The following is a 19,208-nucleotide window of genomic DNA, read 5'->3' as shown; positions in this document are numbered from 1 at the left end:
AGTACTCCTCCTTTATATTTATTTCGCTAATTGATAAATAATACCTATTATTAACCACATTGTTACTAAAGATGTTCCACCATAGCTAATAAAAGGTAATGTAACACCCGTTACTGGCACTAAACCTATTACTACGGCTATATTTAGAAAAGCCTGCACCATAAGCATTGTGACTAGCCCGATAATCGCATAATAGGACGTTCGGTTTTTAGCCTGTACAGCAAATCTATAGCCTGCATAGATCGTTAGTACAAAAAGCACTAAAATAACGAGGCCACCAATCAATCCGACTTCTTCTAAAATAATGGCGTAAATAAAATCATTTTGAGGCTCTGGTAAATACAGAAACTTTTGTCGGCTTTGTCCAAAGCCATGCCCAAAAATCCCTGCTGGACCGATAGCCATTAAAGATTGCACCGCTTGGAACCCACTAACCAAGGGATCAGCCCATGGATCAAGAAATGCTTCTATACGCTTTAGACGATATGGCGCTGTCGCTATGAGACCTACTAATCCAGCGACACCAGCTAGCATAATCATGGCGTATAATTTTAGAGGATAGCCAGCGACAAAAAACAATAAAAACACAGATACAACGAGAATAAATACTGAGCCAAAATCCGGCTGCAACATGATAAGAACAACAGGAAGTAACAGGATAAAACCATGTCGCCAGTTAACAACAGGAGTGCCCGTTTTATGTTGGGCTAATATATGGCTCAAGTACACAATGACGGTAATTTTCGTTAGCTCTGCCGGCTGTATTGTTAATGGACCTACACCAATCCAGCTTTGCGAACCATTTCGCACTAATCCTATACCAGGAATCAGGACGAGAACGAGTAAAATTAACGAAAATATATAGGCCATTTTCCAAAAGGACTGCTCTCTCAAAATATTTAATCGAATCGTGATTAAAAATACGACAATGGCTACCACAAAGTATACGCTTTGCTTCATATAAAACGGCATTTTTCCACTATAATGAACGGCACTCCAATAGGTACCTGCAGAATAGACGAAAATAATGCCGATTATTGATAGCATCAAAGTTGTGACGAGCAATAAGTAGCTTTCTTTACCTCTCAGTAATGCCATCCTTCCAAGTCAAGTATATTCTAAAATAGTTACAGGCTCATTACAGCTTCATTACAGCATCAATAAAAACATCTCCCCGTATTTCAAAGCTGTCATATTGATCCCAACTTGCACATGCTGGAGATAGTAAAATAACATCTCCTTCTGCAGACATCGGTGCTGCATATTGGACAGCGTCTTCTACATTTTGAGCAATGACGGTATGTTGGACACCACACGATTTTGCAAATTCTACAAATCGTAAGCCAGTTTCTCCAAACGCAACAACACCCTTTACATGACTCATACAAGGGCGAAGCTCTTCGAAAGAATGTCCACGATCTAAGCCACCTGCGAGTAAAATGACAGGAGCTTGGAAAGCATCTAAAGCACTCTTTGTCGCTAAGCAATTGGTTGCCTTAGAGTCGTTGTAAATCTTTCGACCGTTCCATTCACGTACGAATTGTGTACGGTGTCTAACTCCACCAAATGTCGCTAAAACCTCTTCCATCTTCTCTTTGTCACAGCCAACTAAAATACAGGCTGCCACGGCTGCTAGGATATTTTCTAAATTATGCTTACCAGGCAAGGCAATGTTTGCGCGATCCATGTATGGTTCACCTTGCCAATAAATTGTTGTATCATCTGCACTAATCCCATTTGCAGTACGCCCCTTCGAACTGAATGGAATCTTCTGTGCATGAGATTGTGCTGCATATCCAACCACTATCGGTTGGTCGGCATTATAAATAAAATAATCACTGTCATCTTGATTACGAGTTACGCCAAACTTCGCTTCAGCATAGTTATTAAATGTTCCATGATAGTCTAGATGCGCATCATAAAGATTCGTCAAAATAGCAATTTTAGGCTTAAACGTTTTAATCCCCATCAATTGGAAAGAAGATAATTCTGTTACAATGATGTCATCTTGATTAGCTTCTTTTGCGACGCCACAAGCAACTGTCCCAATATTTCCAGCAATTAAAGGATTTTTACTTCCGTTACTTAACATGTCGAATATTAAAGTTGTCGTCGTTGTTTTGCCATTTGAGCCTGTTATACCAATAAATGGTGCATCACTAATTAAAAAAGCTAGCTCAATCTCTGTCCAGACTGGAATCTCTCGACTAAGGGCATCAGCCACAATTCGATTGCTATAAGGTATACCTGGATTTTTTACCACTAACTCAAAGCCTTCATCAAGTAAATCTTCGGGATGGCGACCACAGATAACTGTAATCCCCTTCTGTAAGAGCCCTTGTGCATCTGGACTTTCATCAAATGGTTTTGAATCATTTACTGTTACAAATGCACCAAGCTCATGTAAAATTTCAGCAGCGGCCACACCACTTTTTGCTAGACCTAATACAAGTACTTTTTTATGTTGTAAATCTGTATAGTTTTTCATTAGAACGCCTCCGATAAGACTGCAATTAATGCTACTGCTAAGGCAGTTGACCAGAAGACAAGCACTACTTTCCATTCTGACCAACCCGATAATTCAAAATGATGATGAATAGGGCTCATTTTAAAAATACGCTTTTTTCGCAGCTTAAAGCTACCTACCTGCAAAATAACGGAAAGTGTTTCGATCACAAACACTAAGCCAACTAGTAAAAGCAAGAATTCTTCTTTTACTAAGACAGATACCATAGCTAATGCTCCACCTAATGCTAATGACCCCGTATCCCCCATAAATACCTTTGCAGGATTTGCATTAAATAATAAAAAGCCTAATAAAGCACCTGTTACAGCAAACGAAAATAGTGCAATATCTGCCTGACTTTGGAATAGCGCAATAACACCAAATGCTGCAAAGGCAATGGAGGCAGTACCCGCCACTAGCCCGTCTAGTCCATCTGTCAAATTCACTGCATTGGAGAAGCCTACTAACCAAAAATTAAAAAGGCTACATAGAATACATCTAGATCAATAGTCCACTCCGTAAATGGAATAGCTAACGTTGTATCAAACGATCCTACATGTAGAAGGAAATACGCAAGAATAGCAATAACAATTTGACCAATCAATTTTTGAAGAGAGGTTAAACCTAAATTTCTTTTAAATACAACCTTTAAACCATCATCTAATAAACCTATTAAGCCGAATCCTGCTAATACTAATAAAAGTACTACGGTCTGTGTCGTTAATAAATCTAAAAAGCTACCTACACCAACAGTTGTTACGAGGATGGATATTAAGAAAATGATTCCCCCCATTGTTGGTGTACCAGCTTTTTTCATATGTGATTTTGGTCCCTCTTCTCGAATACTTTGCCCAAACTTTAGACGACGAAGAAGTGGAATACTAATTGGTGCCAGGATAACTGTTACTATAAAAGCAAGAGCTAAAATGGTAAGTGTTGTTGCGAGTTTCATTGAAAAATCTCCTTTAAATCTTGTTTCACTTTCTTCTTTAAGAAAAAAGCATTAACTTTCATTTTATTATTACTACCCTTCATAATAATAGTGGTTCTTTCCCATTTTTTAAAGGTAAAGTTATTTTAGTTCTCCAAATATAAATGAATGGTACCATCTTGTTTGATAACACTATCCACTTCAGGTAATTGATTACCAATTTTAGTCCCTTCTCCATGCCATTCAATACGGAATGGATAAAATTGCTTGGCAATATCATCCTTTGTTTGACCAATAAAATTCGGTACCTTCACAGTAATTGGGTCACCATAACGATAATCCTTTTCCAGTTGTTCCTTCGATTTTTCAATACCTACAAAAGGCGCAACATCCTCAATAATTTGCCCCACTATAGGTGCTGCTACAACACCACCAAACTGGGTTGTCTTTTTCGGATTGTCAACAGCTACATAGACAACAATTTGCGGATTGTCTGCTGGTGCAAAGCCAATAAAGGATACGATGTATTCTCCACTTTTATAACGGCCATTTTCAACTTTTTGCGCTGTTCCAGTTTTACCACCAATTCGCAGTCCATCTCGAAAGGCTTGTCGACCTGAACCATTCGCTACTACTGATTCCAAAGCACCTCGAACCTTAGCAGAGGTTTCTTCACGAATTACCTGATTTTTAACAACTGGTTGCGTTTCTTGTATGACTTCACCTGTATTTGGATTAAATACCTTTTTCACAACATATGGCGTATAAAGCTTGCCTCCATTTATGGCAGCAGCTACTGCTTGAACTTGTTGAATAGGTGTCACGGCTACCCCTTGCCCAAATGAAGTGGTGGCCTGCTCAACAGGACCAAAGGCATCCTTGGAAAATAAAATACCCGATGCTTCACCAGCTATATTAGACCCTGTCTTTTTTCCAAAACCAAAGTCTTTAATATATTGTAGTAGTCGCTCATTGCCTAGACGCTGACCTAATTCTATAAAGCCTGGGTTACAGGAGTTCTCAACCACCTCTAAAAAGGTTTCATGCCCATGTCCTTCACGTTTCCAACAGCGAAGCTTTGCTCCCGCCACCATCGTATAACCTGGATCATAAAAGGTTTCATGCTCCAAATCCACTAAGTTTTCTTCCAACGCAGCACTAAGGGTAATAATTTTAAAAGTAGAACCGGGCTCATACGTCATCCATACAGGTAAATTTCGATTATAGATGGCTGGCTCTACTAATTGATATTCAGCTGGATGGAAAGTAGGATAAGAGGCTAATGCCAAAATTTCGCCAGTGTTTGGATTCATCGCAATCGCTAGTGCTTGGTCAGCTTCATAGCGCTTCATTGCTTGCGACATCTCACGCTCTACGACTTGCTGTACATCAACGTCAATTGTTAGCTCGATCGTAGCACCATCCTCTCCTGCTTTCCAAGCACTTGAAACATTAGGCAAATTATTACCTTTTGCATCTGTAAAGAGACGGATAGCAGAAGAATTAGCCTGCAGAAATTTATCATATTCATATTCAATCCCAGCTAATCCTTGGGCATCATACCCCGTAAAACCTAAAAATCGAGATAATAGCGTGCCATAAGGATAATCCCTAGAATAATCAACACCACTATACAATCCTTCAATTTGCATGCCTTGTAATTCTACTGCTTTTTCATAAGGTATATTTTTGCCTTCAGGTGCTAGTTTCACTAAGTACGCTTTTTTTTGCATTTTCTCTAATAGCTTCGCTTTATCCACTTCTAGAACCTGGGCAATTTTTTCAGCAGCTCCTTCAATATCATTACTTTGTGAAGGCATGAAATATAAAGTAGGCGCTAGCTTATTAGTTACAATACTCTCTCCATCTCGATCTGTTATATGCCCTCGTTCATTCGCAAATGGAATTTCCCTGTCCCAGTTCTCCTCTGCCTTAGTAGTCAATTCTTTTTGATCTAACACTTGCAAAAAGAACAACCTAACAACAATTGCCACTGCTACACACATAAACAACACATATAAAATACGTAAACGCTTTTTAGAATGGATAGAAATCCACTTCATTCGACATCACACCTTGTTTTTTACAACGTATGAAATAAAGTGGACTTCTATTCAGTATTATTCATCCTCTACTTCTTCAACTTCACCCTCAGAGGCAGCTTCAACGTCTTGTACAAAGCTTTCAGCAGGTGTTTTGAGCTTAACAACAATCGGGGAACTATCAGTGATGACGGTTCCAGCTGAAACGCTTTGACTTGCTACAAAACCTTCGCCGAATATTTCCATCTCTAGTCCAGTCATAGATTTGAAGACTAGTAAATTACGTAATGACCAATTCGTAAAGTCAGGCAATGTTACCTCGCCATCTGTCTTTAAAAATACAAAACTACCTTTTACCAGCTTTTGAGTGTTCGTTGGATATTGTTCAATAATTTTACCACCACTACCTACAACAATTGGTTGTAAACCATCATTGGCTAATTCTACTTCAACCGCTTCAGCACTTTGACCTGTAAAGTCCTGAATGCTGACTTTATTGACATGTTGAACATCGTCTGGGTTGATATTAAGGTGCTTTAAGCTATTTAACATAACTGGATTAAAGACTTTTGATACTGGTACAGATCCAAGCTCATTGTTCAGCTTAGGTTTTTTCACTGAGACATATACAATTAGCTGTGGATCATCTACAGGAGCCAAGCCTAAAAATGAATAAAGGTATTGGTTTGAAAGATATCCACCACTAGCTTTCGGAATTTGGGCAGTCCCCGTTTTCCCTGCAACCTCATAATCCTCCAATATAAAATCCTTCGCTGTCCCATGTTTTGATGTTAATGTTGAAGCTAGGATTTCTCGTACTTGTTTCGCTGTATCAGCTTTAATCGGCTGTCCTTTTTCAACAGGCTCATGATTTTGAATAATTTTCCCTGTAGAAGAATCAACAATACGGTCGATAACATACGGTTGCATCATCTTGCCATCATTCGCTATAGCAGTCATCGCTTGGATTAACTGAATAGGTGTTACTGTTGAACCTTGGCCGTAAGTTGTTGTTACTCGTTGAATAGGGTACTTTGATAAAATAGTACCCGCTGCTTCATTCGGTAAATCAATTCCCGTTTTGTGCCCAAAACCAAAGCGATCCAGATAATCAATAAATACATCATCGCCAATCTTAGTTAATAAATGGGCCATACCAGTATTGGCAGAGCGTTGAAAACCTTCTAAATAAGTAATTGGACCCCAACCATATCTATTGTGATCTCGAATCGTACGGTCAAATACTGTATATGAACCTGACATAAATGAATCATTCGGTGTCCATTTTCCCGTATCGATAGCTGAAGCAAGCGTGAAAGTTTTCATCGTTGAGCCAGGCTCAATTGTCTCCTCAATCACCTCATTCAGCCACTTCATATTTTGACTATCACGTGTTTCTGGGTTAAATGTAGGACGCTGTGACATTGCTAGAATCTTTCCGGTCTTCGGATCTGCTACTACCGCGGTCATGGACTCAGGATTATATTCCTGTTCAACCTTTGTCATTGCTTCCTCTAAGAAGCTTTGGATTGTTTTATCAAGTGTTAAATAAATGTCGTCCCCATTTTTTGCAGGTGTAATCATTTTCTCACTGTTTGGAAGCAAATAGCGGAAAGCATCTGTCTCATATTCCACCTTGCCATTAACGCCTGTTAATTCTTTATCATACGTATATTCTAGACCCATTTCTCCCTTGGTTGTAACCGTGCCATCTTCATTATCTTTTTGAGAGCATAGCCAATTAAATGAGAGGCAAATACACCATTTGGATAATACCGTTTTAAGTCACTCACAAAGAGAATTCCTGGTAATTTTTCTTCCTTTATTTTACTCATGACCTCGTGACTAATGCCACGGCCTGCGCTACCAAACTCAACTTGATATAAAGGTTCACCATCACTTCTATATCGATTGTTCAATTTTTTAACAATCTCGTCTTCCTTTTCCTTCATCGCTGGAATATATTTCGCTAGTACTTTTGCCGTTTTCTCCGAATCCACTACATGACGAGGATTCTTTGGATCTGTTGTAGCCTTTTCGCTTACAATGGCAATCATGCGATAACTCAATGTATCCTCTGCAATTACTTGTCCATTTTGATCATAAATCTTCCCACGATTAGCTGTAATTACACTTTCCTTACCATACTTAGCTGCTGCTCTCGCTGCAAGCTCTTGTCCTTCCACTTCACCTGTAGCCTGTAATGTCACCATTCTTGTGAATAATAGAAAAAAGAGCCCTCCATAAAAAATTAATAATAGAAAGGCTCCCCATTGGAATCGAAATCTCTTTTTTTTCATTCTCCCGGCACTACCTTTACATTTTTCTCATTTTGAGTTAAACCGAGTTCTTTGGCTTTTTTCCATATGTTTTCGTATGTAGAAAGTTCACTTACACGAACCGTTAAGTCAACATTCTGTTTCGCAATCTCTTCTGCTTCTGATTCGATTTTTTGAATGTCTATACTTGTTGTTTGAATCGCTGCTTGTTTATTTAATACAAGAATTCCTAGTACAGCAATAATGCCAATTAAAACAATTAGCATTGTCTTTTCAAACTTCTGGTTCGTTTTTTTACGACGTATGATAGTGGGTTGTGGACTAGGTGGTGTTATCGGTTGTTGCACTTGTTGATGTTGGTGCTGTTGCCTTACACGAACTGCTGCCATTTACTCACGCCCTTTGTCGTTAATTTTCTCCACCACTCTAAGCTTCGCTGAACGCGCACGATTATTAACTGCCAATTCTTCATCAGAAGGAATAATAGGCTTTCGTGTAATAAGCTTTAAAGTTGGCTTCATGTCATCAGGAATTACAGGTAAATTTGGCGGTAATTCCGGTAATGATGACGCTTCCTTAAAGATTGTCTTGCATAGGCGGTCCTCCAATGAATGGAACGTAATGACACTAATGCGCCCCCCTACGTTAATCATATCAATCGCATCGACTAATGAATCCTCTGCTGCGCCTAGCTCATCATTAACAGCAATTCTTATTGCTTGGAAAATGCGCTTTGCCGGATGTCCACCTTTTCGGCGTGCCGCTGCTGGAATACCCTCTTTAATTAATTCTACAAGTTGACCAGTTGTTTCAATCGGTGCTGTTTTTCGAGCCTCTTCAATTTTACGGGCAACTTGTTTAGAAAACTTTTCTTCTCCATAACGGAAAAATATACGAACAAGATCTTCGTATGCCCATTGATTAACAACATCTGATGCTGTCAGTGTTGCAGTTTGATCCATACGCATATCAAGTGGTGCATCGTGGTGATAACTAAAGCCTCTCTCAGGTGTATCTAATTGTGGAGAAGATACGCCTAAGTCATATAAAATACCATCAACCTGCTTAATGCCATGAGCTAATAGTTCTTCTTTTAAGTAACGGAAATTCGAATGTATAAATGTAACACGCTCTATATAAGGTGCTAATCGAATTTTCGCATTTTCAATAGCCGTCATATCTTGATCAAAACAAATTAAGCGGCCTTTATCTGATAATTGTTGTACTAGATATTCACTGTGTCCCGCACCACCTAGTGTACAGTCCACATATACACCATCAGGATCTATGTTCAACCCATCAACAGTTTCTTTTAATAACACGGTTGTATGATCGAACATACCACTCGCTCCTCTCAGGCCTTAACCTCATTCAACTATCACGTTGTAATGCCTATTACAAGTTAAAAATCAAAGCCAATCATATTTTCTGCAATTTCATTAAAAGATTGTTCAGACTCACTAAAGTAAGCTTCCCAAGCATCCTTAGCCCAAATCTCGATTCGATTTGAAACACCCAACACCACACATTCTTTTACTAGATGCGCATGCTGCATAAGGGTAGCTGGGATGTTGATACGCCCCTGCTTGTCTATCTCTACCTCTGTTGCTCCAGAAAAGAAAAACCTCGCAAATGCTCGTGTATCTTTTTTGGTCATTGGTAAACCTTTTAATTTCTCTTCGAGTTTTCGCCATTCATTCATAGGATAGCCAAATAGACAGTTATCGAGACCTCTTGTGACAACAAACGTTTCGCCTAAAGCTTCACGAAATTTTGCCGGTACGATTAATCGCCCTTTCGCATCAACGGAGTGTTGATATTCTCCCATGAACATACTACTCACCCCACTTTATTAAATAATGTACCACATCCCCCCACTTTCCTCCACTTTTTTTAAAAAAAACTTGACATTTTATCACTTAATATGCAATTAGACCTTTAGGAATTTTTTTGACATGTGCTAAATGATACAAAAAAAGAGCCACCCCTGGTAGGATAGCTCTTTAAATACTATTTATCTCGACATTATTCATCAAATTCACAGGATATCAAATTACTACTTAGGTAAAAAGTATCTGTTTATTAATTTTATAAATAAAGTAAATAGTGGTGTTTACCGATGCTATAATTTTGCTTCAGCATTTCAGTAATTAACATAGGTCCAAACTCATTGAAATATTGATAAGGATTAAAGGATCTCTCTTGGAAACCATCATTCGGATATAATTCATTTTGCAATGTCATAAATTTACGAATCGTCGTTTCATGCTTACCCAATACAGTTTGTTCAATTTTTTGCTGTAGATAGTCAAATTGCTTCGCATGATTTTCTTGATTTTTCTCAAGAATCTTATCTAATTGCAGATGCTGTTTCTCTAAATAGGAGGCTAGCTCTTCATATTTTTCTACTAACAACTGCTGCATAGCTTGAATTTGACGTTTGGCTTCACTGTCCTGTACATCTGCAATAAAACGTTCTTTCAGGTGTAATGCTTTCCCTTCCCATACGTCAGTAACAGTTAGTTGATGCTCGCGTAATAATTGCTCTACATGACGAGTGACAATAGTTATATGTAGGCGCGGAGCAAAAATCGGCATTTGTAAATCTAACACTGAAAATGCATTTTTCAGTGTCGCCCAATAAGCTAGCTCTCCTGGACCTCCAACAAACGCTAATACTGGCAATGTCATCTCCTGCATCAATGGGCGAGTTACTACGTTATTACTTAAACGTTCAGGATGATTATGCGCCACTTCTAATAGCTCTTCTTGTGTAAATTTAAGGTTTGCCGCTAAATTAACAAACAGATCATTTTTTCTTTCTAAAAGATGTCGCTCCCCATCTTCTACGTAAAATAAATTGGCGGCTTCATATGTTGCTAAAATAGGCTTACCATAGCCAGCACGTTCAAGCTCTTGCTCCTTTTCCGTTACTACTCTAGCAATTTCTTCATTGGATTGAATGATTTGAGCAAAATATTTATGTTCAAATTGACGGAATTGAAAGTTAGCGGCATCGATTAATAATAAGCCTTCCTCTTTGAATAATTGATTCATTAGACAGGCAAAGAAATCTGTAAATGTTTCACTATTGTTCAATGCGTCAACTAATTGCTTAATCAGCGTTTCTGTATACTCTGTTTCTCCAATATCACGAATAATTGTATTAATTAATTGCGTCATCGACTCTTTGTTGAGGGCTGTTGCAGAAGCCATCGTTTTACGTCTAGAGCGCTCCCCATAAGCTCTTTTTTTCAGCAATTCCCCATGTACCGTATAGGTGTGATTGATTTCTTCTAAGTCATGATCTTCTCCAGCTATCCAGAAAACAGGAATAACAGGCTGTTGAAGCTTCGTACTTTGCTCTTTCGCTAATGCAATAACTGAAATAGCTTTATGAACGGAGTAAAGAGGGCCTGTTAAGATACCTGCTTGTTGTCCACCAACTATTACCATAGCTCCTTGCTCTAGTTGTTCTAAATGTTCATTCGTTTTTTTGGATAACCCCAGCGGCTCCATAAATTGACGGATGATTGTTGTTAACTCTTTTTGATCACGGGAATTTCGCGCTAAATGCTCCGCTCTTTTCTCAAAAGCTTGATCATTGTATTCATACTCAAAAAATTGATGAATGGCAGTATTTGGCGACCAGTAATCTGCTAGTACATGATTTTTTATAGGTACTTGGATTGACTCCAGTTTCATTTAACATAAACTCCTCTACTCACTAAATCATTTCCTTACTCATAACAAGAAATTGAATTTCATTCATACTATGCACATGAGGCTTTCAATGTTGCCTTGACATTCAAATTGCTCAAAAAAATCCGCGGCATCTATTAGCGGCTTTTAGGCAACAATGTTGCAGCAGACATTTCGATTTAAAAGCCATCATTCTCCCTCGAGAAATATTTTCTATACCTAACTTTGCTTTCGGTAGAAAAAAACATGCGCTGGTTCACTTCCTCATATCACTGAACTACGCTTCTAGTTTCGAAGGTTTATGAATGCAATCCATATTCTCATCCCCACAGAATGATTTTTATAACTATTTTAATGCTATTATTTTAACGCTTAAAGCTTCAACATGAAAAGAAAATGCTTAGACAACCTGTAAATATTCCATAATGGATTGGATAACACCCACGATACATATTACTAGATAAGCTGTACTAAGTATTAAGAATAAAAAACGCCAAATTTTCTTTAATAACGGCTTTACTTCTATTTCCTTTTTAGTCCGCCAATCAATATATGTAAAAATCATGGCCATCATTATCGCAAGGATCACTAAAAGCGCCCCAACATTCACACGCCAAAGCACACCGATAGCTAACGGAACAGAAAAAAACAAGCACAATGTCGTAACATCAGAGGCTGCTCCAAAAGCATGTGTGCCTCGAATTTTAACTTTCCTGCCAATCAGATAAACAATTACGAAAAGAACAATTGGACAAAAAATAATGATACTAATAACTATATGTAAAAGGTCTTTCAACTTCTTTCACCGCTCTCCTCTATTGCAAGCACTTGATGATATAAAGTACGCAAAGTAGGTAAATTATGACCGTTTGCTAAAGCTTTATTTAGAATGACACCAACAATTGTTTCGATTTCACTTTTTCTCCCCTGCAGACGATCCGCTAGCATAGATGAAGTATTGTTGGCCGTTTTCCTACATAAGTCTATCACATCACTAAAAGATATGGTGTGTTCAATATCTTCAAAAGCTTCCGTAAGCTCTCGATAAATATTTTCTAGCAGTAAAAATGCTTGTTGATTAGTCACTAACTCTCCGTTCTTTACTTGCAATACAGCTGTCAATGGATTAATTAAGCTATTAAGTACCGCTTTTGCAAAAAGCATTTGCTCTGCATTACTAGCCAATTCAATAGGAAATAAGGAACGTTGTAATTGTAGTAGCTGTTGAAAAGCCTGGTGTTCTCCTCGTTCTATTGCTATTTTAAATAGCCCTACTCCTCTATGTTGAACCGTTGAATGGTCCAACAATTGAGCTCCAAAGGTCACTGAACCAAAGGCGATATTTTTTTGTGGCAAGAGTAGTGCCTCCTCAAAATGCGCTAAGCCGTTTTGCATAAAAAGCAACGGCATTTCACTTGAGAATAAGGCTAATTGATTGTAGAGCTTTTGCAAATGTCCGTATTTAACAGCAATCACTAGTAAATCTTGCTTTGGTAGATTAGCCAAATCTGTAGTAGCAACAATCCTTTGCACAGTTTTAGTCCCATCAACGTTGATACGTGTTAACTTCTTGGCATTTAGTTCAATTACTTGTTCCTGCCTTCTGGCAACCAACGTTACTGGTACACCAGACTCCGCTAAAAAACTTGCTGTTAATTGACCAACTGCCCCTGCTCCAAGTATCGCTACTTTCATTGTCTACACCCTTTCCAACTTTACTGATCAATGTTCCTCGATGTCACCACATCCATATTATCCCAAAATACTCAAAACACTCTGTGATACTTTGAAGCAACACAATACTATTCACACCATCAAAAAGGGTGACGCACTTTTTGGCGTGCCTCCTATAACAGCAGACTTTAAAACCCCCATCTGATGCTTCACCTCTGAATAGTATACTTTCATAAAACTATAAGAATAAGGTGCCTTAGAATACATCTAAGGCACCTTCTACGCAGGTTCTTTTATTATACAGGATAGACTGATTATTGACGATATACAGAAAGGGTTTTATGTCCATAAAAGAAAAGCAATGTAATTCATGTTCCAAAAACCACGTAATCATAATTTTAATCTTTCATTAATGAATAACCTTGCTGAAGCCATTTCACTAGCTTCTCATGCTCATTTTGCAATTCCCGATGCTTTATTTCAAGCGTTTGATAAGCCTCCGTTAATTCGTCAAAACTTGTCAACGCTAATTTCAAATGACTTCGCATAGATTGTTGGGGCTGATTTCGCACAGCTAGTAGTGACTGACTATATTGACCACGCAATGTTTTATTCCATCGGAAGCCACACGCTTGTTTTGTACGACCTAGTTCTATGGCCGCCATTTCAAAGGCCTCTAGCTGTGTTTTGCCATTTTGCACATTATGCAATACGATTTCTGCTAGTCTTTCATCATCTTCCTTTGTCCATTGATCTTTTCTTTTTTTCAATTCCATAATCTATCACCCTCGCATTTTTTACTACTATATGCAAAAGCAAGCAAAATAGAATCATTGCATGAAAAAAGACAGTGATGATGTTTTTACTCTCAACACTGTCTTTATACATTACTTATTATTCTTCTTTGTCAAGAAATTATTAACCGCTTGATGGTGCGCTTCACTTTCCCACAACTTTGCACAGGTACGAACTTCTTCCATCACACGCTCATACATATTTCGTTCACGCCACTTTCTAAGCTCAATCTCCTTATAAGCTTTATGAACAGAAGGATGAATTTTTCGCATATGTTCAATAAAATCGTTCAAGGCATCTTCTTTTGAGCCTTCAAAAACACGCATAGCCCACCCTATCTCATATAATAATTGCGCAGGGTAAGGCTTCGCATCCACGAGCATCTTCATCGCACGATCATGACGCAAACCTCGTTCAAATAAATATGTACCGCCACCCCAGCCACTTGTAATGGCCAGTGTTCCTTGAATAAATCCACATTTCGCATGGCTAGCTACTAAACGAAAATCACAAGCTGTTGCAATCTCACAGCCACCTCCAACAGCCGTACCATTTATAAGTGCTATAGTTGGTACAGGAAGCGTAGCAAGGTCATATAATATTTTCCCCATCTTACTTAACATACCAAATGCCTCATCCTCTGTTTCCAATGAATGAAACTCAGATAAATCCCCTCCTGAGCAAAACGATTTATCGCCAGCACCAGTCACTACTAAGAAACGCACATCTTCATGCCCACGAATATATGTAATGACTTCTTGAAGACCGTTCATCACTTCATCATTGACAGCATTCCGTTTCTCTTCACGGTTAATGGTAAACGTCATAATGCCATCATGATTGTCAATCGTATAAGACATATTACTACCCCCTTTGTCGCAATGAATAAATTGTATCACACAATTATTTCACTATTGTAAAGAACTTCATAATCAACGAAATATTCCGTCTTTTTAAGCAAACAAAAAGGCTAGTAAAGAGCCATGGTCTCTCTACTAGCCTTTTAAGTGAGCAAACACTGTATTATTTGCTTACTACTTCTTTACCTTTGTATTGTCCGCAAGCTTTGCAAACACGGTGTGATAATTTAGCCTCACCACAGTTAGGGCAAGTTACCATACCAGGTACAGATAATTTGAAATGCGTACGACGCTTTCTTTTTGCAGTTTTAGAAGTTCTTCTAAATGGTACAGCCATTGATGGCACCTCCTTACAGATCGTCTATTCGTCTGTTTGATCAAAATACTTAGCTAAAGCAGCTAGTCTTGGATCCACTTTTTGTTCGTCAGCTTTTTTGTGTAGCTCTACGTCTTCATCTGTTGCATAAGACCAATTTTTACCACCATGCACTTGTCCTTCAGAATCTTCCTTGAACACTTGCATTGGTACCTCAAGCAAAACTAATTCCTCAAGAACCGGTTTCATGTCGATGACTTCACCGTCAATATAGTGAATGTCTCCGTCATCGTCTCCTCGTTTATCTTCGTCAATCCAGCTAAAAATTTCAACTGTCTCAACTTCAATTGGAAACTCAACATCCTCCCATGTGCGAGCACATGGTAGTGTTAACGTTGCTGTCACAGTTAACTGACATGTCATTTGCGATGCACCAAAAGTACATAGCCCTTTTACATGAACGGGCGAAATTGCTCGAATATCCTGGTTTCGCTCCATCACTTCATCCAGCTGGACAAAGGCATCGATTGGCATCCCGTTTTGGCGGTATTTAGATAATTGATGAATTGACCATTTCATTCGTTTAATCACCTCGAGACAACACTGTTGATTATATAATGTGTAAAAATAGATGTCAAGATAATTTCTTGTCACCACTTTAAAACCCACCTATAATTATATACTATAAGAAGTGTATTTACTCCTAACAGTTTAAAATAAAGACACAAATTATAAGGGGGAGAAGCATGCAAGCAGTTGGAATTGTTGTTGAATATAATCCTTTTCACAACGGACATGCTTATCATTTAGAACAGGCTAAAAAAGCAGCACAGGCAGATCTCGTAATCGCTGTTATGAGCGGCACATTTTTACAACGTGGAGAACCTGCCATGGTAGATAAATGGACACGTACTAAAATGGCGCTTTCTGGCGGTGTAGATATTGTTATTGAACTGCCTTATGTCTATAGTACAGCACCTGCTACAGATTTCGCAAAAGGTGCCATTTCCTTATTAAGTGCTGTTGGTTGCAACTCTTTTGCCTTTGGAAGTGAAGACGGCTCTATACAGCCCTTTCTAAACACTTTCGAGCTGATTGACAGCCACCGTGCAGAATATGACCTGTTCATTAAAGACAGCCTTAAAACAGGTGCCAGCTACCCAAAAAGCCTACATTACGCCTATGAACAGCTTTCTCAGATGTACCCTGCTCCATACATCGATCTTGCACAACCAAATAATATATTGGGCTTTCATTATCTTGAAGCAGCGAGGGCACTTAACAGCAACATTAAACCATTAACAATTCCTCGCGTTGCAGCAGGATATCATGATGCATTAAAGGAAGATGCATCGATCGCCAGTGCCACTGGCATACGTAAAGCCCTTGCCTCTACAAATTCTTTACAAAGTGTACAAAATGTTGTTCCTACAGCTACTTTTGATTATTTAACAGACTGGCATACAAAGTATAACCAATTTGCAAGCTGGGAAACATTTTGGCCGTTATTACAGTTCACCATTATAAGACATACCCCTTCAGAACTTACTCGTTATGCAGAAGTAACAGAGGGCATAGAAAACGCAATTGTAAAAGCAGCCAAAAGCAGCTCTACATTTTATAGCTTTATGGAAAAAATAAAATCTAAGCGTTATACTTGGACCCGCCTTCAACGGATGATAACACATATCTATACAGGGTTTACCAAAAAGCAGCTTCAAAGTTTTAACGCGCCCTCTTTTATTCGGCTATTAGGTATGAGTTCGACAGGACAAGCTTATTTAGGTCAGCAAAAAAAGAATATAGAATTACCCTTAATCAGTCGAGTTGCAGCTACAAATGATGCAATGTTAGCTATCGATATACATGCAGCAGAGCTTTATAATTTAAGTATCGAGCAAGGAACAAAGGATTTTACGCTGCCGAAGGATTATCAAACACCACCTATTCGTTGCTAAAGACATCAAAAGGGATGCTAAAGTCCTTTTAGCATCCCTTTATATTATTTTGGTTGAAGTTGCTTTAAATAATTGATAGCATCGTCAACGCTCTTCACTGGAACGATTTTCATTTTTGTTTTAATCTCTTTGGCCGTTTTGACAGCCGTTGCATAATTCGATTCTAGCTCTGGGTACTTCGCTTTCATTTCTTGAGAGATTTCATCATCTGGTGCAAAAAAGATTTCCATGCCGTCACGATCAGCGGCAATAACCTTATAGTCTATTCCACCAATTCTTCCAACAGATCCATCTATTAGCATTTCACCTGTTCCAGCAATTGCATAGCCTTTTGTTAAATCTTCATCAAGTAATTGGTCTAATATTTCAAGTGTAAACATCAGTCCAGCAGAAGGTCCCCCTATATCCTCTGTTTTCATCGTCACTTTCGGATTAGTTTCAATCGATTTGCTTTCAGTATAAGAAATACCTAAACCCGCTCTATGTTCTTGGGCGTTAGGAATTTCCTGTAGTGTAATAGTCTCCTGGTGTTGTTCTTCATTACGTATAAATTGAATGGTTACCTTATCGCCAAGCTGCTTAGGTTTTAATAGATCCACAAGCATTTGCTGGCTAGTTATTCTTTGTCCATCAACCTCGACAATTTCATCACCAGCTTTTAAAATACCGTCCGAAGCTCCTCCGTCTAAAACGTTTAATATGAATACACCATTAAAAGAACCTTTGTCTCTAGCCCTGCTCTTTGGAAGGCTACATATTTGGCATTAAATTGTGAATCAGACATTAACTTTAACTGTCGAATATTATATTCCTCATCATCCTCTAAAGGATTTCGTACTTGTTCAATATCCATTAGCTTTTGATATTTTTGAACTTTCGCCCACAAATACGAAAATGGTGTGGCTTGCTGCATAGCAACTGTCATTAAACTTAAAGACCCCTCACTATCTGCCTCTTTACTATCCACAGTAACAAATTTACTGACATCATAGGCACTTCCAGGTTTCATAATATACGCGTCTAGTCGGTATAACATCATAAAACAAATCACGACTATCAACACTGCATAAATACTAATTTTTTTCTTCACTTGAAAACACCTCCTAGGACGCTTGCAAAACCATACGTTCATGTTTTTGCCTTTCTCACATATATTGATTTTAGCATTTGCCTATGTGAATGACAAAAAGTTGAAACGAGATGATAACATGTTTGCTACAATTCAAATAGTGCTCTGCGTAATTCTAATTCTCTTACTCTTGTTATTCCCACAAACCGCTCACAGTGGTACTGATTTAGGCTTAAATCTTTTCATGGAAGCACTTTTTCCGTACTTATTGCCGTATCTTGTGTTAACACAATGGCTTCTGCGTTTAACAGCCCCTATGCGTACCAAAACAAAAAGGGCTTCTTTATACGTACAAGCCTATATTATTAGTGCTCTTGGAGGCTATCCAACTGGCGCAACCACTATTGTTTATTTGAAAAATAGTGGTCAATTACACCCTAAAGAGGCAAATTTCTTGCTAGCTGTTTGTCATGCACCTAGTCCACTTTTTGTATTAGGTTTTGTAAGCCTTGATTTACTACACAGTAATACGTTTGGATGGTTGTTTTTATGTTTACTACATACGTTTAATATTTGTTGCCTAGTAACTGGCTACTTTTTCTTTCGCAAAACTGATTCACCTAATATCTCCGTACACAACACACCACTCTATAGTGCTCCATTTTCGGAAAGTATTAAAGAAACAGCCCCAACCATTCTTCTAGTTGGTACAACCATCATCTTTTTCACAACGATTCAAACCATTGTACAACAAGGCTTAGATCAGCTGATACCAAAGCTTCCCTATACGATTGAGCTTTCCATAGCAGCTGTTCTGGAGGTAACGAACGGTCTTAAAATGACAGTTACAGCATTTCCAGATCTCCCCTATATCCATTTACTTGTTGTGATTTTGTTAACGATGCAAAGTATAAGTATTCACTTACAAATTTTTGTTATCGCCAAATCTGCAAAACTTTCTGTACGACCTTATATTAAATTCCGCCTCCTTAGCATAATCATTGTACCAACTATTTATGCTCTATTTTTTCTAAAATAACAATCGCTCTAAATATCAAAAAGAGGATGTCATCGTT

15 protein-coding genes and 3 pseudogenes are annotated in these 19,208 nt (G+C 38.3%); 2 read left to right on the top strand and 16 right to left on the bottom strand.

Going from position 1 to position 19,208, the window contains the following annotated elements:
- Positions 1 to 18: 18 nt before the first annotated feature.
- The 15 genes and pseudogenes from ftsW to LBYS11_RS04375 all read right to left on the bottom strand — a co-directional run bounded on the left by ftsW (position 19) and on the right by LBYS11_RS04375 (position 15,684).
- A complete protein-coding gene (ftsW, locus tag LBYS11_RS04445) occupies positions 19 to 1,098 on the bottom strand; it encodes a putative lipid II flippase FtsW (protein WP_048394659.1) in 1,080 nt (359 codons plus the stop codon).
- A gap of 40 nt (positions 1,099 to 1,138) precedes the next feature.
- Complete coding sequence (gene murD, locus LBYS11_RS04440; RefSeq protein WP_048394660.1) at positions 1,139 to 2,488, bottom strand: UDP-N-acetylmuramoyl-L-alanine--D-glutamate ligase; 1,350 nt, start codon at positions 2,486 to 2,488, stop codon at positions 1,139 to 1,141.
- A pseudogene (gene mraY, locus LBYS11_RS04435) lies at positions 2,488 to 3,458 on the bottom strand (phospho-N-acetylmuramoyl-pentapeptide-transferase). Before mraY ends, murD begins: the two are co-directional and overlap by 1 nt.
- A 125-nt stretch (positions 3,459 to 3,583) precedes the next feature.
- The gene (locus LBYS11_RS04430) at positions 3,584 to 5,500 is read right to left on the bottom strand and encodes a stage V sporulation protein D (protein ID WP_103117543.1); all 1,917 of its coding nucleotides are present in this window, start codon (positions 5,498 to 5,500) and stop codon (positions 3,584 to 3,586) included.
- 57 nt (positions 5,501 to 5,557) lie between these two features.
- Positions 5,558 to 7,779: pseudogene (locus LBYS11_RS04425) on the bottom strand (penicillin-binding protein).
- A complete protein-coding gene (ftsL, locus tag LBYS11_RS04420; RefSeq protein WP_004224836.1) occupies positions 7,776 to 8,147 on the bottom strand; it encodes a cell division protein FtsL in 372 nt (123 codons plus the stop codon). The pseudogene LBYS11_RS04425 and the gene ftsL overlap by 4 nt, the downstream one beginning before the upstream one ends.
- Positions 8,148 to 9,098 carry a 16S rRNA (cytosine(1402)-N(4))-methyltransferase RsmH gene (gene rsmH, locus LBYS11_RS04415; RefSeq protein ID WP_048394669.1) on the bottom strand — a complete coding sequence of 317 codons (951 nt, stop codon included), beginning with the start codon at positions 9,096 to 9,098 and terminating at the stop codon, positions 8,148 to 8,150. It abuts the gene before it with no gap.
- A 62-nt stretch (positions 9,099 to 9,160) separates the two neighbouring features.
- Positions 9,161 to 9,592: a division/cell wall cluster transcriptional repressor MraZ gene (gene mraZ, locus LBYS11_RS04410; RefSeq protein ID WP_004224832.1), complete on the bottom strand. Its 432-nt coding sequence runs from the start codon at positions 9,590 to 9,592 to the stop codon at positions 9,161 to 9,163.
- Positions 9,593 to 9,846: 254 nt separating this feature from the next.
- The gene (bshC, locus tag LBYS11_RS04405; protein WP_048394671.1) at positions 9,847 to 11,463 is read right to left on the bottom strand and encodes a bacillithiol biosynthesis cysteine-adding enzyme BshC; all 1,617 of its coding nucleotides are present in this window, start codon (positions 11,461 to 11,463) and stop codon (positions 9,847 to 9,849) included.
- A gap of 397 nt (positions 11,464 to 11,860) precedes the next feature.
- Positions 11,861 to 12,256 (bottom strand): DUF3397 domain-containing protein, encoded by a 396-nt coding sequence (locus LBYS11_RS04400; protein ID WP_103117542.1) that lies wholly within the window; start codon positions 12,254 to 12,256, stop codon positions 11,861 to 11,863.
- Positions 12,253 to 13,155 (bottom strand): ketopantoate reductase family protein, encoded by a 903-nt coding sequence (locus LBYS11_RS04395; protein WP_103117541.1) that lies wholly within the window; start codon positions 13,153 to 13,155, stop codon positions 12,253 to 12,255. The genes LBYS11_RS04400 and LBYS11_RS04395 overlap by 4 nt, the downstream gene beginning before the upstream one ends.
- Before the next feature lie 377 nt (positions 13,156 to 13,532).
- Positions 13,533 to 13,910 (bottom strand): transcriptional regulator, encoded by a 378-nt coding sequence (locus tag LBYS11_RS04390; protein WP_103117540.1) that lies wholly within the window; start codon positions 13,908 to 13,910, stop codon positions 13,533 to 13,535.
- Between the two features lie 111 nt (positions 13,911 to 14,021).
- Entirely contained in the window at positions 14,022 to 14,789 is a 768-nt protein-coding gene (locus tag LBYS11_RS04385; RefSeq protein WP_016992547.1) for an enoyl-CoA hydratase/isomerase family protein, read from the bottom strand.
- Between the two features lie 163 nt (positions 14,790 to 14,952).
- The gene (gene rpmF / locus LBYS11_RS04380) at positions 14,953 to 15,126 is read right to left on the bottom strand and encodes a 50S ribosomal protein L32 (RefSeq protein ID WP_004224819.1); all 174 of its coding nucleotides are present in this window, start codon (positions 15,124 to 15,126) and stop codon (positions 14,953 to 14,955) included.
- Between the two features lie 24 nt (positions 15,127 to 15,150).
- A complete protein-coding gene (locus tag LBYS11_RS04375) occupies positions 15,151 to 15,684 on the bottom strand; it encodes a YceD family protein (RefSeq protein ID WP_004224818.1) in 534 nt (177 codons plus the stop codon).
- A 167-nt stretch (positions 15,685 to 15,851) separates the two neighbouring features.
- Here LBYS11_RS04375 and LBYS11_RS04370 point away from each other — a divergent pair, with 167 nt between their 5' ends.
- The gene (locus tag LBYS11_RS04370) at positions 15,852 to 17,063 is read left to right on the top strand and encodes a nucleotidyltransferase (RefSeq protein ID WP_103117539.1); all 1,212 of its coding nucleotides are present in this window, start codon (positions 15,852 to 15,854) and stop codon (positions 17,061 to 17,063) included.
- A 44-nt stretch (positions 17,064 to 17,107) separates the two neighbouring features.
- Here the strand turns inward: LBYS11_RS04370 and LBYS11_RS04365 are convergent.
- Positions 17,108 to 18,153, bottom strand: a pseudogene (locus LBYS11_RS04365) (SepM family pheromone-processing serine protease).
- Between the two features lie 118 nt (positions 18,154 to 18,271).
- Here LBYS11_RS04365 and LBYS11_RS04360 point away from each other — a divergent pair.
- Positions 18,272 to 19,171, top strand: a complete 900-nt coding sequence (locus LBYS11_RS04360; protein WP_231595723.1) for a hypothetical protein — start codon at positions 18,272 to 18,274, stop codon at positions 19,169 to 19,171.
- The last annotated feature ends 37 nt before the right edge of the window (positions 19,172 to 19,208 follow it).

Source organism: Lysinibacillus sp. YS11 (genome assembly GCF_002896375.1).
GTDB lineage: Bacteria > Bacillota > Bacilli > Bacillales_A > Planococcaceae > Lysinibacillus > Lysinibacillus capsici.
This window is presented reverse-complemented; position numbering and strand designations above follow the sequence as displayed.

What these genes read in the sequence shown, in the direction of transcription:
- ftsW (WP_048394659.1), bottom strand. Translation starts at nt 1,098, where the DNA reads ATGGCATTACTGAGAGGTAAAGAAAGCTACTTATTGCTCGTCACAACT.
- murD (WP_048394660.1), bottom strand. Translation starts at nt 2,488, where the DNA reads ATGAAAAACTATACAGATTTACAACATAAAAAAGTACTTGTATTAGGT.
- LBYS11_RS04430 (WP_103117543.1), bottom strand. Translation starts at nt 5,500, where the DNA reads ATGAAGTGGATTTCTATCCATTCTAAAAAGCGTTTACGTATTTTATAT.
- ftsL (WP_004224836.1), bottom strand. Translation starts at nt 8,147, where the DNA reads ATGGCAGCAGTTCGTGTAAGGCAACAGCACCAACATCAACAAGTGCAA.
- rsmH (WP_048394669.1), bottom strand. Translation starts at nt 9,098, where the DNA reads ATGTTCGATCATACAACCGTGTTATTAAAAGAAACTGTTGATGGGTTG.
- mraZ (WP_004224832.1), bottom strand. Translation starts at nt 9,592, where the DNA reads ATGTTCATGGGAGAATATCAACACTCCGTTGATGCGAAAGGGCGATTA.
- bshC (WP_048394671.1), bottom strand. Translation starts at nt 11,463, where the DNA reads ATGAAACTGGAGTCAATCCAAGTACCTATAAAAAATCATGTACTAGCA.
- LBYS11_RS04395 (WP_103117541.1), bottom strand. Translation starts at nt 13,155, where the DNA reads ATGAAAGTAGCGATACTTGGAGCAGGGGCAGTTGGTCAATTAACAGCA.
- LBYS11_RS04390 (WP_103117540.1), bottom strand. Translation starts at nt 13,910, where the DNA reads ATGGAATTGAAAAAAAGAAAAGATCAATGGACAAAGGAAGATGATGAA.
- LBYS11_RS04385 (WP_016992547.1), bottom strand. Translation starts at nt 14,789, where the DNA reads ATGTCTTATACGATTGACAATCATGATGGCATTATGACGTTTACCATT.
- rpmF (WP_004224819.1), bottom strand. Translation starts at nt 15,126, where the DNA reads ATGGCTGTACCATTTAGAAGAACTTCTAAAACTGCAAAAAGAAAGCGT.
- LBYS11_RS04375 (WP_004224818.1), bottom strand. Translation starts at nt 15,684, where the DNA reads ATGAAATGGTCAATTCATCAATTATCTAAATACCGCCAAAACGGGATG.
- LBYS11_RS04370 (WP_103117539.1), top strand. Translation starts at nt 15,852, where the DNA reads ATGCAAGCAGTTGGAATTGTTGTTGAATATAATCCTTTTCACAACGGA.
- LBYS11_RS04360 (WP_231595723.1), top strand. Translation starts at nt 18,272, where the DNA reads ATGTTTGCTACAATTCAAATAGTGCTCTGCGTAATTCTAATTCTCTTA.